The following is a 15,649-nucleotide window of genomic DNA, read 5'->3' as shown; positions in this document are numbered from 1 at the left end:
TGTCTAAATTTCCTTTTCAAGTTTGTGAGTGGTCAGATGAGTAGTTTCTGATTTGATAGTTGTTGCATTGAGGCTCTTGAGCTCATGCAATTTCCATAGTTTAAAAATCGCGGGTAGCACGAGTAACGTCAGCAGCAGTGCAGACGCCATTCCGCCAATCATTGGTGCTGCGATACGTTGCATCACCTCGGAGCCGGTGCCGTGACCATACATGATTGGGATTAGACCAATGATTACCGTGCTAACCGTCATCATCACGGGTCTTACGCGTAATCCTGCACCTTGACTAATGGCATCATCAAGTTCGCGATTGGAGAGTACTTGCTGGTTATTATGGGCATCTTGCTTATGCTGCTCCCATGCTTGGTTGAGATAAACCAACATAATCACCCCGATTTCTACCGCGACACCGGCAAGGGCAATAAAGCCAACACCAACCGCTATCGAGAAGTTAAATTTCAGTCCATACATCAACCAAAGACCACCAACCATCGCAAGAGGCAGGGTAGACATGATGATCATTACTTCGCCAACGCGGCGGAAACTCATATACAGCAATAGAACAATGATCGCGAGGGTAATAGGCACCACAACGGATAGGCGCTGCTTGGCACGTTCCATATACTCATACTGACCAGACCATGTGAGTGAGTAGCCGGCAGGTAGTTGCAATTGCTCGGCGACAGCTTGCTGTGCTTCAACCACATACGAACCTAGATCTCGTCCTTCAATATCAACGAACACCCAACCGTTAGGACGCGCGTTTTCAGTTTTGATCATTGGTGGACCGTCTTCATAGCGGACATCAGCAACATCCGCGAGGGCAATACGCGCTCCGTTCGGCGTTACCAGTGGCAGGTTTTGTAATTTCACCACTGAATCGCGGTAGTCTTGCGGATAGCGAACGTTAATCGGGTAACGCTCTAAACCTTCGACGGTTTCGCCAACTTTCATACCGCCAACGGCTGTGGCAATCACTTGTTGAATGTCTTTGATGCTGAGACCATAACGTGCGGCTTGGCGACGTTTAATGTCGATGGTGACATAACGTCCACCGGCTACACGCTCAGCGTAAACCGATGTAGTCCCGCTAATAGGGCTCAAAATGGGTTCTATTTGTGCGCCAATCTTCTCAATCTGCTTGAGGTCTGGTCCGGAAATTTTGATACCAATTGGGGTTTTGATCCCCGTTGCTAACATATCGATACGGGTTTTGATGGGCATGACCCATGCGTTAGTTAGCCCTGGGAATTGCACCAGTTGATCAAATTCTTTGCGCAATGACTCGGTAGTGACGCCCTCACGCCATTGGTCACGTGGCTTTAATTGAATTGTGGTTTCAATCATTGTCAGTGGAGCAGGGTCGGTGGCGGTTTCTGCTCGTCCAATTTTGCCCCACACCGTTTCGACTTCCGGTACGGTTTTGATCAGCTTATTGGTTTGTTGCAGTAACTCACGTGCTTTACCAATCGAAATGCCCGGGTAGGTGGTTGGCATATACATGAGATCCCCTTCGTCCAAAGGAGGAATAAACTCGCTACCGAGTTGTTTGAGCGGGTAGTAAGACGACGCTAAAAGAACCAAAGCAAAAACAATCATGCTTTTTGGGTAACGAAGACTTAAGTTTAATAATGGACGGTAAAGTGCGACTAGCCCTTTATTAATCGGGTTTTTGTGTTCAGGGAGTATTTTACCTCGCACGAAATAGCCCATTAATACCGGGACCAGCGTAATCGCGAGTCCTGCTGCCGCTGCCATGGCGTAGGTCTTAGTGAAAGCCAGCGGCGAGAACATCTTGCCTTCTTGTCCCTCTAGTGCAAACACGGGAACGAAGCTTAACGTGATGATAAGCAGTGAGAAAAATAGAGGCGCGCCGACTTCTTCTGCCGCTTTACCAATCACCTGCCAGCGATTTTCGTCATTGAGTGGTGTCCGTTCGATGTGCTTATGCACATTCTCTATCATCACAATAGCACCATCGACCATCGCACCAATGGCAATCGCGATGCCACCTAGAGACATGATATTGGCGTTAATGCCTTGCCAGTGCATGACGATAAACGCGGATAAAATACCAATCGGCAGGCTGATGGCGATGACTAGGGATGAACGGATGTGGAAGAGAAACAGAGCACAAACGATCGCCACAACGAGGAACTCTTCTGCGAGCTTTTGCCACAGGTTATCGACGGCTGAGTCAATTAGAGTCGAGCGATCATATGTCGCGACGATCTCTACGCCTTCCGGCAAACCGCGCTGGAGTTCAGCGAGTTTAACTTTGACGTTATCAATCACTTGGCTTGCGTTCTCGCCAAAGCGCATCACGATAACACCGCCTACAGCTTCACCTTCGCCATTAAACTCTGAGATGCCGCGACGCATTTGTGGTCCAAGATTAATCTCAGCCACGTCACCAAGTAGCAATGGTGTGCCATTCTTTGTGACTTTTAACGGTAGAGCACGCAGATCTTCAATGCTGGTTAGATAACCTGAGGTGCGTACCATATGTTCCGCTTCAGCCACTTCAATCACTGAGGCACCAGTCTCTTGGTTGCCGTTGTTAATCGCCGCATTGATTTGTTGCAGAGTTAGGTTGTACGCACGCAGTTTGGCAGGATCAATTTGAACTTGATACTGTTTGACCATGCCGCCAACCGTCGCAACCTCTGATACGCCCGCAACGGTTTGCAGTTCATATTTCAAGAACCAATCTTGTAAGCTTCGCAGCTCGGCTAAGTCATGTTGACCCGTTTTGTCTTGTAAGACATAACTGTAGATCCAGCCAACACCGGTCGCATCAGGTCCTAGAGTGGGTTTCGCTTGTGCAGGTAGATTCGGCGCAACTTGGCTCAAGTACTCTAATACTCGTGAGCGAGCCCAGTACATATCCGTATCATCGTTAAAAATAATATAGACATAGGAGTCGCCAAAGAACGAGTAGCCTCGTACAGTTTCAGCACCAGGTACGGCGAGCATCGCGGTAGTAAGCGGGTAGGTGATCTGATCTTCAACCACTTGTGGCGCTTGTCCTGGATAGCTGGTTTTGATGATCACTTGTACGTCTGACAGATCGGGGATCGCATCAACCGGCGTGTTTTTTACGCTATATAAACCGCCTAACGTCAGCAAAACCGAAGCGACTAGGACCAAGAAACGATTGTTGATTGACCAACGAATAATCGCGCTAATCATTGTTCGCCTCCTAGGGTCTCAATTTGCTTGAGAGTCCATTCACCAGCTTGGTTTTCGACTAGAAACCGGACTTTTTCTCCTTCACTAAAAGGTGAAAGCTCAAAGTTATCGCTAACAGAAAAGTTTTGCTCGCCAGCTTGCCACTGCCACTCAGGAACGGCTTGATGAGAAAGCGTGACCATACCGAAATCAGCCATCAGCATTGTGATTTCACCCTCTATCCACATTTCACTTGCAGCAGCTACCGCTGGTTTAATCTCGGTGATTTGATACTGACCTTGGTCGGTTTTTTCCATTTCAAATTCAATCGTGTCACCCGCTTTAAATGCATGCAATTCAACACCGTCGGCTAAAGTAAAGTTCATTACCATGCCGGGCCAATTCCACTCGGGCACTGGCTGGTGGTTGATAGTCAGCATGCGATGATCGACCATAACGTCGTTAATCGTGCCAAATGCCCATGCGCGTTCGGTTGGCCCTTCAACACCATTAATCCGTGATAGGTCGGCACTTTGGCTAGATTCTGAATCAAGCATAAATTGCGCAGAGGTGACAATGTTGTCTTGCTCTGTTAGCCCCTGTAGGACTTCAATAGATTCACCAGCTTCGCGACCGACTTCAATGCGTGCCGAACGGAATTGACCATCACCCAATGCAAGAACCACACGAGTCATACCGCCAGAACGAATTACTGCTGAACGTGGAATGGTTAGAACGGCGCTATCACTAATGGGTTTGAGTTTGATATTGGCAAACATGTTAGGTTTTAGCTCGCCATTGGGATTATCAAACTTGAGGCGTACGCGTAATGTACGAGTTTGAGGATCAAGAATAGGGTAGACGTAATCAACTTGACCTTGCCAATTTTTGCCGGGTAATGCTTCAAGCTTCATCTCTGCTTCGCTGCCGGCTTTAACCCAATGAGATTGACGTTCGAATAGTTCCACATCAACCCAGACATGACCAAGCGGACCCGCACTAATCACCGTTTGAGCAGGGGACAGGTAAGCACCTTCGCGAATGTTCAAACTCGCAATGACACCGTCAGCAATTGCTTTAACCTCGACTTGCTGTTTAGTTTGCCCAGAGCGATAGATTTGCTCAATTTGCTGTTGGTCAACGCCCAGTGATGACAATCTTTCTTTCGCGCCTTGGATGAGTGTTTTACGCCCAGTGCGCTTGGCATTAAGTAACTCTTGTTGCGCTTTGATGAGATCCGGCGAATAGAAGGTAAACAGCACTTCATCACGAGAGACTTTTTCACCCACGGCATTGACGTAGAGCTTTTCAACCCAGCCGCTGGTGCGTACGTTGGTTTGCCACAGCGTACTTTCATCAAAGGCGATGTAACCAACCGCATCAATCATCGGTTGTAACGGTTGTTTGGTGACTAAAGCCGTTTTTACTCCAAGGTTATTCTCTACCGCAGGTGAGATGGTGACGGTGCCAACCTCTTGAGTGCTGCCATTTACATCCTCAGCGTAAACTGGGATTAGATCCATCCCCATTGGTGATTTACCGGGTTTGTCACGTTTGTAATTGGGATCCATTGGTGCGACCCAATACAAAGGCTGATCAGAAGCTGCGCTTGATTCTGATGCTGTGTTCGTCATGTTATGGGTATTCGGCATAAACCACTGATTGGCTGCAAAACCTAAAGAAGCGCCGACAACGAGGGCGACAGTAGCAACTTTGATTGTTTTCATTATTATTTCTCCTGGTGCTCTGCTTTGGTGAGACTGGTAGATGAATAGTCGCCAATTAGGTTAGCAATTTGGTTATTGGTGAGGTTGAAGTCTGTAATCAGGCGCTCAAGCTCCAACTCAATGGTTATTTGAGTTAACGATGACGTGACAATGTCACCAAAGCTGGCGCTGTTATTTTGATAGCCTCGCTCAACGGCTGCTAGCTGCGCTGTTGCCTGTTTAAGTAAATGGCTTTGATAGTGGGAGATGCGCTGTTGGAGATGCTCTCTATCAGAAATAAGCCCGGTCAATTGCGCTCCCATTCGAGCTAGCCATGCATCACGCTGCGACTTTGTTGCGCCAACTTGATATTGAGCTGCTTCTAACGATTTATCTTGCTTGCTACCGGTATAGAGTGGGATATCTAAGGTGATATAGGCACTCACCATGTCAGGAGCTGGCTCGCTGCGCATATTGTTGGCTTGACGATGCGCATACATCACCTCGACACCAAATTGAGGCGCATACGCCTCTTCAGCAATGGAAACTTGTGTTTGCGCGCTTGCTAGCGAGGAATCTAACGATTGAATCAGGGGATGTCGCATAAGCAGTTGGTAGCGAGTTTGTGCGGTTGAATGCGCTGCCAAGGTCTGTTGTAAATCATGCCAATCAAGCTGATTCGATGCCTGCAAACCACTGTTTTTTGCTTGCCATTCGCTGCCTAACCATTCTGATAGCTGCGCCGTTAATTTTTGCTGTACCTGTGCGTTGCTCACTAATTTTTGTTGCAACTGGCTGAGTTTAAGTTGCGCGGCAATCACGTCCTGAGACTCTCCAATCCCAAGCGCATAGTTAGAGTCTTGGTTATCAATCAATTGTTTGAGCCATTTCTCTTGCTGAAGCAGTAGCGATTTCGCTTTTTGGTTGTAGCCTAGTTCTAACCAAACCGCGGTAACGGTCGTGATGACATCATGTTCGCGAGCTTTTGCTTGTTGCAGTACCGCTTGAGATTGCTGCTCTGCTTGGGATGTTTGTAACTCGATGGTATCGCCACGGTCGAACTTCTGCATCACACCTAACGAGATGTTACTCATCGGGTCTTGATCGAGACGAAAACTATCGACAGGCACACCACCAAAGCCAAATTTGACCGTGGGATCCATTAACGTGGCTTTCGCTTTGCCACCACTCAAGGTTGCTTGGGATTGAGCGAATAATTGTTCGCGACTCGCATCTTGCTGTAAAGCAATTGCGATAATTTGCTCTAGAGTCAATGTCGACTCGAGCAACGAAGAATTTGGCGCAGCTTGAACCACTTGAGACTCAAGTTTTGTATGCGCAAAAGCTGGTGCGCCAATCGCCAAACAGAGGCTGAGCGCGAGGAAGTTGTATTTTGCTTTCACATTACAATCCATTTTCAAATACCAACTGCCGACTCATCGCTAAGCGGGCGGTTGGAATATCGATCTAACTGATGCGACAAGGCGCTATCAGGCTGATAGTAAATAGCCGGTAAGGGGAACCGCTAAATGTCTAACGTATGAATTGAAAGTTAAGCGCTGGGTGGGCGGTAGAGTGAGCTTGTGATAGCGACAGTATCGCGTGTTGGCTCAATAGGATAGGTTTGGATATCAAATGACGGAGTAAAGCTCGCCAGATCGTCGGTGAGAGTCGCAAATACGGTGACACAAGTGGTATCGCAGCATTCATGCTGCATTGAGTTGCCATTTGAGCAATCCATATTAATGCTGGTTTGCTGCCCATCAGCGAGATGATGGGACATGGTTGCCATATCCATATTAGGCAACATGTCAGCATCGCAGTGATTGCTGGTGGATTGACTCATTTGTAGCATTTGAATTGGCATCAGCCTTTTGCTCGACGCCATACTAGACGCGATAAGCGTCATCGACGTAAGCAAGACTAACCAAATTGTACGCAAAGAGGTCGCGTGCATATGGATACCAATTCAACTCAAAATGACAATTAACCAAGTGTGAGCATTAAGCTTAATCCTTACCCTAGGGGGAAGGTCAATAAAAAAAGCCTGATAAAGATTAACTTATCAGGCTTTTTGGAGGCTTTTAAATCAGATTAGTGTGTTAGGTAGTGCTTAACAAACTCTGTTACTTTTACCATGTCATCAATGGCAATGAACTCTTCCGTGGTATGCACTTTAGCCATACCAGTAGAGATGTTTACCGTCGTCAGACCAAGTTTGTTAAAGTTGTTGGCATCACTACCGCCACCGGTTGACTTAGTAAATGGTTCTGCGCCGATAGCCGCAAAGGACGCTTTTACTTGTTCAATGTGCGGGTGATCATCGGCAAGGACAAACGCGTTGTAGGCACGTGTAGATTCAATTTCCACTTCTGCGCCATGTTTCGTTGCAGCAGCTTGGAACGTTTCAATCATATGGTCTACTTGCTTAGTCAGCTTGTCGTCGTTTAGTGAGCGAGCTTCCGCAACAATTTTTAGCTCTGGCATGACGATGTTAGTCGCATTACCGCCTTCAACAATACCGATGTTCGCGGTGGTTTCTTCATCAATACGCAGCAGTTTCATTTGCGTAATAGCGTCGGCTGCGACGCTGATTGCGCTGATACCTTCTTCTGGCGCAAGACCGGCGTGTGCAGGGCGTCCTTTGATCGTTGCAACGATCTTTTGTTGACCTGGCGCCGAGTTAACGATAGTACCGATAGGACCACCGGTATCCAGCACGATCGCTTTGTTTGATTGAATCATGTTCATATCGAAGTGTTCTGAGCCGTGTAGACCGCCTTCTTCATGAACAGTAAACGCGATTTCGATAGTCTTGTGTTCAAGGTTTTCTGCTTGGATACAACGAACCGCTTCCATGATAGCTGCGATGCCTGACTTGTCATCACCGCCTAAGATAGTGTTGCCTTTTGAGCGGATAATACCGTCTTCAATAACTGGCTCAATGCCTTTACCTGGCGTTACTGTATCCATGTGGCAGCTTAGTACGACGCTATCTTCAATTTTGCCATCTAGACGTGCATAGACGTTGAAGCCGTTGGTGTACTGCTCTGGCACTGGTAGTTTGTGAACAGTGAATCCCATTGCACCAAGTTGCTCAGCAAGAGTTTCTGCAATCTCTTTTTCAAAGCCAGTTTCGCTATCAATTTTGATTAGTTCGCAGAAGTGCTCCACTAATCGCTCACGGTTAATTTGTGTCATTGTTATACCTTACTGTAGGAACAGAGGCGGTTAACATACCGCTAAGTCTTGAGCTCAAACCTGCGGTAAATCAAGTTTCGCTCCTAAAAGCGAATCAGCCCGTTTTATTGGTTAATCCCTGCGCAGTAGTACGTAAATCAAACACGCTTTGTGAAAATTGAAATGTAAAATATTTGTTACATTGAGTTGTTGTAGCTTTAGCTTACTAATGAATTGGTTAGTAGTAATTTATAAAAAGCAGTCGCCGATTTTACACTCGGAGTGCCGTTTTAATGACGGCATTTTTTTAGCGCAAAATTACCCTTATAGGCTGTTATTGCTCATGTTTATATCAGCACTTGTGCGTTAACTATTACGACAGGGGAAGGTTATGGATGAGTATTTAAACCCGCTAGGGACAGATGGATTTGAGTTTGTCGAATACACCGCAGCAGACGAGCAAGGCATAACGGCGTTGAAGGATTTGTTTCTATCACTTGGCTTCGCGGAAGTGGCAAAACATCGCTCGAAACAGGCATGGCTTTATCAACAAGGTGATATCAGTTTTGTGGTTAATGCGCAGCCGCATAGCCAAGCAGAGGCTTTTGCTAAACAACATGGTCCTTCGGTGTGTGGTATGGCATTTCGAGTTAAAGATAGTGGAAAAGCCATGGAGCACGCTTTGGTTAATGGGGCGAGTAAGTATGTGACGGAGATTGGTCCGATGGAGCTATCAATCCCTGCGATATACGGCATTGGTGAAAGCCTGATCTATTTTGTCGATCGTTATGGTGAGCAAAACATCTATGATGTCGATTTTTGTTTTTACACTGATGCGCAACAACAAAGAGAAAGACAGTCGGTTGGATTACTCGAGATTGATCATTTAACCCATAACGTTAAACAAGGGCATATGGATATCTGGTCTGGTTTTTATGAGCGTATCGGCAACTTTAGAGAGATTCGTTACTTTGACATTGAAGGTAAGCTCACTGGGTTAGTCAGCCGCGCAATGACGGCACCTTGCGGTAAGATCCGAATTCCAATTAACGAATCTTCTGATGACAAATCCCAAATTGAAGAGTTTATTCGCGAGTACAACGGCGAGGGTATCCAACATATCGCCATGAGCACAGATGACATTTATCACACCGTAAAAACCTTGCGTGATCGCGGCATGGAGTTTATGCCGACCCCTGATACCTATTATGAAAAGGTCAATCAGCGAGTCGAAGGGCATAGTGAAGATCTCGATCTTTTAAAGCAGTTACGCATCTTAATTGATGGTGCGCCAATAAAAGATGGCATTCTGCTCCAAATATTTACTCAAACGGTGATAGGTCCGGTGTTCTTCGAAATTATTCAGCGTAAAGGTAACCAAGGGTTTGGTGAGGGTAACTTTAAGGCGCTGTTTGAGTCGATAGAGGAAGATCAAATTAGGCGAGGGGTGCTGAAAGATGCGTAGAAGGATCAGTTACCCTCATCGGGAAGGTACATGCTCAAAGCAAGCCCATGCCGACTTTCCCGAGCAGGGGATCTATGAACGCGAGGCTGGGCGTGCTGGCTTTTTTGGACCTGCGAGTCACTTTCATCATCGTCATGCACCAACTGGGTGGAGTGATTGGCAGGGCAAGTTAAGACCGCGAGCATTTAACTTCAATCACGTAAGTGACAGCCATCAAAACTCACCTTGGGATGTCCCTAATTTACTTTCAAACGCGGACTGTAAAATTCGAGTGTGGCGTCTGCAAGAATCGATGGACTTTCTTGCCCGTAATGCCGATGGCGATGAGTTGCTGTTTATTCATCAAGGCAGCGCAGAGCTGTTTTGTGACTACGGGCATTTAACATTGGTGACTGGGGATTACGTGGTGATCCCTCGCTCGACGAATTGGCGCTTGGAACCTCATCAACCGATGTTTATTCTGATGATTGAGAACACCGATGGTGAGTACAACTTGCCGGAAAAAGGCATCGTTGGTCAGCATGCGGTGTTTGATCCAGCCGCCCTCGACGTGCCTGAAATTAACGATACTTTTAAAGCGCAGTACAGCGAATCGACCACTCAGGTAAAAGTTAAGCGTCACGGAGAGGTGAGCACGATTACTTATCCCTTTAATCCTTTGGATGCGATTGGTTGGCACGGCGATCTCTCTGTTGTGCGCTTGAATTGGCGAGATATTCGTCCGCTTATGTCACACAGATATCATCTGCCACCTTCAGCACACACCACCTTTGTTGGTGACGGATTTGTTGTTTGTACTTTTGTCCCCCGTCCTATCGAGAGCGATCCTGGCGCTCTAAAAGTACCGTTTTATCACAATAACGATGATTACGATGAAGTGCTGTTTTATCACCAAGGGGATTTTTTCAGTCGTGACAATATTGAGGCAGGAATGGTGACCTTTCATCCGGTCGGTTTTACACACGGTCCTCATCCTAAGGCGTTTGCGGCTGGTCTTGCGCATAAGAAAAAGCAAACCGATGAAGTCGCTGTGATGATTGATACTCGACATGCACTGGAATTTTCTAATCAGGCAGAGCAAGTAGAGAATGCGGAATATGTATATAGCTGGCGTGAGAAAAAGTGAGGCGATATGAAGTTTGCGACATTAAAAAACCAAACTCGTGACGGTCTATTAGTGGTAGTGAACCGAGCAATGACGCGCTGCATTGCCGTGCCTGCTATTGCCAACACGATGCAACATCTTCTCGACCACTGGGCACATTGCGCGCCACTGTTAGAAGCGGTGTACCGAGATCTAAATCAAGGTGTCATCGAAGGCGTGGAGTTTGAACCGAGCCACTGTGAATCCCCGTTACCTAGAGCGTTTCACTGGGCAGATGGCAGTGCTTATGTCAATCATGTTGAGTTGGTGCGTAAGGCGCGAGGCGCAGAAATCCCTGAGAGTTTTTGGACCGATCCTTTGATGTACCAAGGCGGCTCAGATACGTTTATAGGACCAACCGATGATATTGAATTTGCCAGTGAAGAGTGGGGGATTGATTTTGAAGCCGAGGTTGCCGTGATCACCGATGATGTGCCTATGGGCTGCTCTGAACAGCAAGCTGGCGCATCGGTACGTTTACTGATGTTAGTCAATGATGTTTCGCTGCGAAACTTAATTCCTGCAGAACTTGCGAAAGGGTTTGGCTTTTATCAATCTAAGCCGTCGTCGTCGTTTTCTCCTGTGGCAATTACTCCCGATGAGTTAGGTGAGAGCTGGCGTGATAGCAAAGTACATTTACCACTTAGAAGCAGTTATAACCACCAGCCTTTTGGTTATCCAAATGCTGGACAGGATATGACATTTAGCTTTGCCAAACTGATTCAACATGCAGCGAAGACTCGTAGATTGTCTGCAGGGACTATAATTGGGTCAGGTACCGTATCCAATAAACAAGGCACTGATTTTGGTACCGCTATTACTGAAGGGGGCGTAGGGTATTCGTGCATTGCTGAAATACGCATGATTGAAACGATACGAGATGGTAAGCCGACCACCTCTTTTATGCGCTTTGGCGACACGATCAAGATTGAAATGCTTGATGAGCAAGGTAATAGCTTATTTGGTGCTATACAACAGAAAGTGGTGGAGAAACGATGAGACTATATGGATATTGGCGTTCGTCAGCAGCCTACCGAGTAAGAATCGCACTGAACCTAAAGCAAATCCGTTACGACTACTTCGCAGTTGATTTATTGAAAGATGGTGGTCAGCAACACACCGAAGAATTTCACCGCATCAACGCTAACGAGTTAGTGCCAGTACTAGTGGATGGTTCAAATCGTGTGAGCCAGTCTTTAACCATTATTGATTACTTAGATGATCATTATCCCCAGCCTTTATTGACTCCGCTTGAAGGGGAAAAGCGTTATCAAGTCAAAGAAATGGCGCAAGATATCGCGATTGATATTCATCCACTTAACAACTTGCGTGTGCAGCAGTATTTAATCAATCAGTATGACTTTGATAAAGAAGATGAATTGAATTGGTTACGACATTGGATAACGGTGGGTTTTGCGGCGCTAGACGACAAGTTACGTCAAACGTCAGGTGCTTATTCTGTCGGTTCAGAGGTGTCGCTGGTGGATGTGTGTTTGGTGCCCCAGGTTTATAATGCGCTGAGGTTTGATGTCGATCTTAGCCAATATCCAACGATTGAAAGGCTATATTTTGCGCTCAATGAACATCCTGCATTTAGCCTAGCCGCACCCGAGCAACAACCAGATTCACCACAAAACAAAAACCGCCTAATTGAGTAGGCGGTTTTAAATGTCGTCCTTGGTTACAAGTGGCTATCACGAATTAGCCTTTAGATGCAGCAATATCGTTATGCTTTCAGCGCATGAGTTGCGATTGTCGCTCTCTCTGCTCGATTTCACCGATATTAAATTCACGCACATCCATCGCGGCAAAGTCAAAACACTCTTTGCAAGAGTGGTGGCATAAGCCATCAATATATTCGTGTTTGGTTAGCAGGCTTGGTTTCTTACACCAGTCGCAAATTCCTTCAATTGTGAACATGTAACGCTCCTACCGTTATCACCAAGGGTTATTGTTGGAGTGCATTATGACACATATAGTTATTTGACGTTAACTGTTTGTTACGAGAAACAAGAAAGAGATCGATTGCGCAGCTTACTGTTTGTATGGTTTATAGCCGACTGTGTCTAGTTTAGATATAAAAGTGTAACATGATGTTAACTTATTTTTTATGCTGCGCTAGGATCACTTTTAGAGCGTGATTGAGACGTTTCATTTCTTCGTCACTACCTTTTAGGTCGGGATGATAGATTTTACAAAGCTGCTTGTAACGTTGCTTTATTTTCACGACATCAGGAATGTTATCTTGGCTAAAGCCAAACATCGCGCAGGCAAGTGCGAGTGGTGAATTTGCTGAGCTTTCAACGCCTCTGGTTTGATTGGTATTATTTTGCTGCTTTTTGAGCTCTGAATATAACAGTTCAATTTGCTGTCTTTGCTTTTTCAAAGCCGCATCTTGCTTATTGAGTTGAGTTTTGAGCTTGTGGTTTTCCGCACTACTTAATTCGAGTAGGGATGCACGGCTCGCATTGGAATCGTGTTGCTTTCTCTGTTTGCCCCGATGGCGTAACCAGCCCAATGATCCGGCACTCAGTACCAGCCCTAGACCCGCAAGGGCCCAAGTATTACTGTCGAGAGTGTCAGTTACCCAGTCACTTTGTTTGCTAGGAGTACTTTCAGCATCAAGCTGTTGCAATTTCGCTATTTGCTTTGCTCGACGCTGATTAAACTCCTGCTCAAGAAGTTGTGCGTAGGCTTGTTCTGCATCAGGGTTTGTTTCCGCCGCTATTTGGTACCAAAGTTTGGCTTGCAGATGCGTATCGACGACTTCGGCGCGTTTTTCATAAAGCTGTCCAAGCTCAAATTGCGCCTTATCATCGCCAGCAATGGCTAATTTAGTCAGCCAATAGATAGCGTTGTTTAAATCGGGTTCAATCAGACCACCTGTTAGGTATTGCTCAACTAAGTCATATTGGGCGAGTTTGTAGTCGTTGAGCGCCGCTTGTTCTAACCAGTAAAACGCCTCTTGCTGAGACTGTTTGACACCATCGCCAGACAAAAATGCTTGAGAAACTTGATATTGAGCGCGTGGGTTATTTAATTTAGCTTGCGATAGTTGTTCTGCAAATGTGGCTTGATTGGCGTTTGCGTAACTGAATGATGAAAAACAAAAAATAAGCGTGGTGATTAATCTCATCATCCGTAATGCCTAACGAGTAAAAAGTGAAGGGCTAAGTATACCGAATTAATAATGAAATTACTTGACTATGAAATGAGATAAGAGGGTAAAACAAGGAGGCTGCAGCCTCCTTGTTGATATTAGCGATCGAAAGACGTTGATTATTTCAGCGGTAGGATCTGAATCTCAACGCGGCGGTTACATGCACGACCCGCAGTCGTGTCGTTTGAACATAGTGGGAAACGCTCACCGTAGCCACGAGAAATCGCGCGACCTGGAGCAACACCTTGTTGTACTAGGTAGTTACGAACGGCTTCTGCACGGCGCTCTGATAGTGTTTGGTTCATTGACTCGTTACCCGTGCTATCAGTGTGACCTTCAATCACTAGGCTAGTATCTGGGTATTCAACCAGAATACGCGCAACGCCACTTAGGGTGCGGTGAATGGTTGGATCTAGTTGGTAAGAGCTAGATTGGAAACCAATGCCATTCTCTAGGCGTAGTAGTAGTTGGTTTTCACCCACACGCTCAACTTGTACACCAGAATCCAGCAGTTGTTTACGCAGTGCTGCTTCTTGTTGGTCAAAGTAGTAACCCGCGCCACCACCGATAGCTGCGCCGCCTGCCGCACCAATCAGTGCGTTTTTACGACGTTCTTTTGCGTTATCACCAGTTGCTAGACCAACAGCAACACCTGCGATAGCACCGATTAGAGCGCCTTTAGTTGTTGAGTTTGTTTCTGATTCGCCAGTGGTTGCGTTTTGACGTTGAGTTGCCTGACAGCCAGTTAGAGCTACTGTAAGAGCAAGCGCTAGAGTAAGTTTTTTCACAGAAAATCTCTCCATGTGAAAGTGTTTAATATTTCAAGTCCCTTAAACTTTAATCCTGCTCACTAAGTGGCTAAGAAGATGAAAGTTTAAACTCTTGGTTATACATACAGAAAATTGATGGGTGCCAATAAACCCCATGGCATACCTTATGTCAAACTCGTATCACTATAATTGACACAAGATTAACAAGTACTGAATGAAGCGTTCATTTACACAGCAAAAATCAACAACTAGCAGACATAAGCAGTCTGCTATTTGTGAGGAATTGGAGAATTAGCGCAGTAGTTTTGGTGCTTGAGCACCATCAATTGGGCGACTAACTGATAGGGTACGACCCTTCTTTAAACCGACTTCATAGTCGTCGGTTAAATTTTTCATCGCTTCGCGAAGTTGCTGTTTGAAGGTTTCACGGTCGATATTTTTAAACTCTTTATCGATGTAATCTTCAATTTTATTGGCTGACTCTTCATCTGGCGAAATAATCGGCAGCTTTTCTAATGCGCCTTCGACCCAACCAGAAACGAATGAATTGACTCGGCGGTTAACTTCCATTGAAGAAGTACCAGAGCCTGCAAAACTATTGCGGAATTTGCCAGTATGTTCATTCAGTTCACGGTAGACGATATCAAAAGCAAAAGCGGCAAAGATAGCGCGGTCGGCTTCACCAATAAACTCTACGCGCTTAAGACCTTTATGGTTAAGCAACACGGCTTCGACACCAAAGCGCGTGTTAATACCACGGATAATGCGTAGTAGGGTAGAGCTGATGTTAGATGGTAGAAGGTGAGTCGATTGGGTTTTGCCCATCTTGATAAACTCAATATCATCCTTATCCAAGCCGTATTTGAGCATAAGGCGATGCGCCATTTTAATCGCATTCGCAGCTTCATTGACGTTGGCTGAGTTACCAAGTTCGAGACACTTAGCAATCTTTTTAAGGGCTTTTTGTTTATCCATTGACAGCGACAAAACTCATTAAAATTAACAAAGTCGGCTATTTTAGCGTGTTATGGACATCGGTCGCAACTTTATACT

At 46.0% G+C, this 15,649-nt stretch carries 13 protein-coding genes; 4 read left to right on the top strand and 9 right to left on the bottom strand.

Features of this window, described 5'->3' with window-relative positions; all coding sequences use genetic code 11:
- Nucleotides 1-3: 3 nt before the first annotated feature.
- The 5 genes from GZN30_RS06175 to GZN30_RS06155 all read right to left on the bottom strand — a co-directional run bounded on the left by GZN30_RS06175 (nucleotide 4) and on the right by GZN30_RS06155 (nucleotide 8,078).
- On the bottom strand, nucleotides 4-3,192 hold the full coding sequence (locus tag GZN30_RS06175; RefSeq protein ID WP_075649567.1) for an efflux RND transporter permease subunit: 3,189 nt from the start codon (nucleotides 3,190-3,192) through the stop codon (nucleotides 4-6).
- Nucleotides 3,189-4,898, bottom strand: coding sequence for an efflux RND transporter periplasmic adaptor subunit (locus GZN30_RS06170; RefSeq protein WP_075649566.1), 1,710 nt, complete (start codon nucleotides 4,896-4,898; stop codon nucleotides 3,189-3,191). The genes GZN30_RS06175 and GZN30_RS06170 overlap by 4 nt, the downstream gene beginning before the upstream one ends.
- A gap of 2 nt (nucleotides 4,899-4,900) precedes the next feature.
- Nucleotides 4,901-6,280, bottom strand: a complete 1,380-nt coding sequence (locus tag GZN30_RS06165; RefSeq protein ID WP_232060465.1) for a TolC family protein — start codon at nucleotides 6,278-6,280, stop codon at nucleotides 4,901-4,903.
- Between the two features lie 149 nt (nucleotides 6,281-6,429).
- Complete coding sequence (locus tag GZN30_RS06160; RefSeq protein WP_075649564.1) at nucleotides 6,430-6,834, bottom strand: hypothetical protein; 405 nt, start codon at nucleotides 6,832-6,834, stop codon at nucleotides 6,430-6,432.
- Nucleotides 6,835-6,971: 137 nt separating this feature from the next.
- A complete protein-coding gene (locus tag GZN30_RS06155; protein ID WP_075649563.1) occupies nucleotides 6,972-8,078 on the bottom strand; it encodes a M20/M25/M40 family metallo-hydrolase in 1,107 nt (368 codons plus the stop codon).
- 370 nt (nucleotides 8,079-8,448) lie between these two features.
- Here GZN30_RS06155 and hppD point away from each other — a divergent pair, with 370 nt between their 5' ends.
- From hppD to maiA, 4 genes are read left to right on the top strand one after another with little or no spacing between them, the layout of a single operon-like run.
- Nucleotides 8,449-9,522 carry a 4-hydroxyphenylpyruvate dioxygenase gene (gene hppD, locus GZN30_RS06150; RefSeq protein ID WP_075649562.1) on the top strand — a complete coding sequence of 358 codons (1,074 nt, stop codon included), beginning with the start codon at nucleotides 8,449-8,451 and terminating at the stop codon, nucleotides 9,520-9,522.
- Nucleotides 9,515-10,648 carry a homogentisate 1,2-dioxygenase gene (locus GZN30_RS06145; RefSeq protein ID WP_075649561.1) on the top strand — a complete coding sequence of 378 codons (1,134 nt, stop codon included), beginning with the start codon at nucleotides 9,515-9,517 and terminating at the stop codon, nucleotides 10,646-10,648. Before hppD ends, GZN30_RS06145 begins: the two co-directional genes overlap by 8 nt.
- 6 nt (nucleotides 10,649-10,654) lie before the next feature.
- Nucleotides 10,655-11,665, top strand: coding sequence for a fumarylacetoacetate hydrolase family protein (locus tag GZN30_RS06140; protein ID WP_075649560.1), 1,011 nt, complete (start codon nucleotides 10,655-10,657; stop codon nucleotides 11,663-11,665).
- Nucleotides 11,662-12,324, top strand: coding sequence for a maleylacetoacetate isomerase (maiA, locus tag GZN30_RS06135; protein ID WP_075649559.1), 663 nt, complete (start codon nucleotides 11,662-11,664; stop codon nucleotides 12,322-12,324). Before GZN30_RS06140 ends, maiA begins: the two co-directional genes overlap by 4 nt.
- 76 nt (nucleotides 12,325-12,400) lie before the next feature.
- Here the strand turns inward: maiA and GZN30_RS06130 are convergent, their stop codons facing one another.
- The 4 genes from GZN30_RS06130 to GZN30_RS06115 form a co-directional block, all read right to left on the bottom strand.
- Nucleotides 12,401-12,586 (bottom strand): hypothetical protein, encoded by a 186-nt coding sequence (locus GZN30_RS06130; protein WP_075649558.1) that lies wholly within the window; start codon nucleotides 12,584-12,586, stop codon nucleotides 12,401-12,403.
- A 181-nt stretch (nucleotides 12,587-12,767) separates the two neighbouring features.
- Entirely contained in the window at nucleotides 12,768-13,805 is a 1,038-nt protein-coding gene (locus tag GZN30_RS06125; protein ID WP_139312243.1) for a tetratricopeptide repeat protein, read from the bottom strand.
- 140 nt (nucleotides 13,806-13,945) lie between these two features.
- Nucleotides 13,946-14,614 carry an OmpA family protein gene (locus GZN30_RS06120; RefSeq protein ID WP_075649557.1) on the bottom strand — a complete coding sequence of 223 codons (669 nt, stop codon included), beginning with the start codon at nucleotides 14,612-14,614 and terminating at the stop codon, nucleotides 13,946-13,948.
- Between the two features lie 273 nt (nucleotides 14,615-14,887).
- A complete protein-coding gene (locus GZN30_RS06115) occupies nucleotides 14,888-15,571 on the bottom strand; it encodes a DUF2786 domain-containing protein (protein WP_075649556.1) in 684 nt (227 codons plus the stop codon).
- Between the last annotated feature and the right edge of the window lie 78 nt (nucleotides 15,572-15,649).

The sequence above is a fragment of the Vibrio ponticus genome (assembly GCF_009938225.1).
GTDB lineage: Bacteria > Pseudomonadota > Gammaproteobacteria > Enterobacterales > Vibrionaceae > Vibrio > Vibrio ponticus.
The sequence above is the reverse complement of the archived record's forward strand: the minus strand, read 5'-3'. Positions and strand labels throughout refer to the sequence as shown.

Coding starts and splice junctions, on each gene's coding strand:
- GZN30_RS06160 (WP_075649564.1), bottom strand. CDS start 6,834: ATGCACGCGACCTCTTTGCGTACAATTTGGTTAGTCTTGCTTACGTCG.
- GZN30_RS06145 (WP_075649561.1), top strand. CDS start 9,515: ATGCGTAGAAGGATCAGTTACCCTCATCGGGAAGGTACATGCTCAAAG.
- hppD (WP_075649562.1), top strand. CDS start 8,449: ATGGATGAGTATTTAAACCCGCTAGGGACAGATGGATTTGAGTTTGTC.
- maiA (WP_075649559.1), top strand. CDS start 11,662: ATGAGACTATATGGATATTGGCGTTCGTCAGCAGCCTACCGAGTAAGA.
- GZN30_RS06130 (WP_075649558.1), bottom strand. CDS start 12,586: ATGTTCACAATTGAAGGAATTTGCGACTGGTGTAAGAAACCAAGCCTG.
- GZN30_RS06175 (WP_075649567.1), bottom strand. CDS start 3,192: ATGATTAGCGCGATTATTCGTTGGTCAATCAACAATCGTTTCTTGGTC.
- GZN30_RS06140 (WP_075649560.1), top strand. CDS start 10,655: ATGAAGTTTGCGACATTAAAAAACCAAACTCGTGACGGTCTATTAGTG.
- GZN30_RS06115 (WP_075649556.1), bottom strand. CDS start 15,571: ATGGATAAACAAAAAGCCCTTAAAAAGATTGCTAAGTGTCTCGAACTT.
- GZN30_RS06125 (WP_139312243.1), bottom strand. CDS start 13,805: ATGATGAGATTAATCACCACGCTTATTTTTTGTTTTTCATCATTCAGT.
- GZN30_RS06155 (WP_075649563.1), bottom strand. CDS start 8,078: ATGACACAAATTAACCGTGAGCGATTAGTGGAGCACTTCTGCGAACTA.
- GZN30_RS06170 (WP_075649566.1), bottom strand. CDS start 4,898: ATGAAAACAATCAAAGTTGCTACTGTCGCCCTCGTTGTCGGCGCTTCT.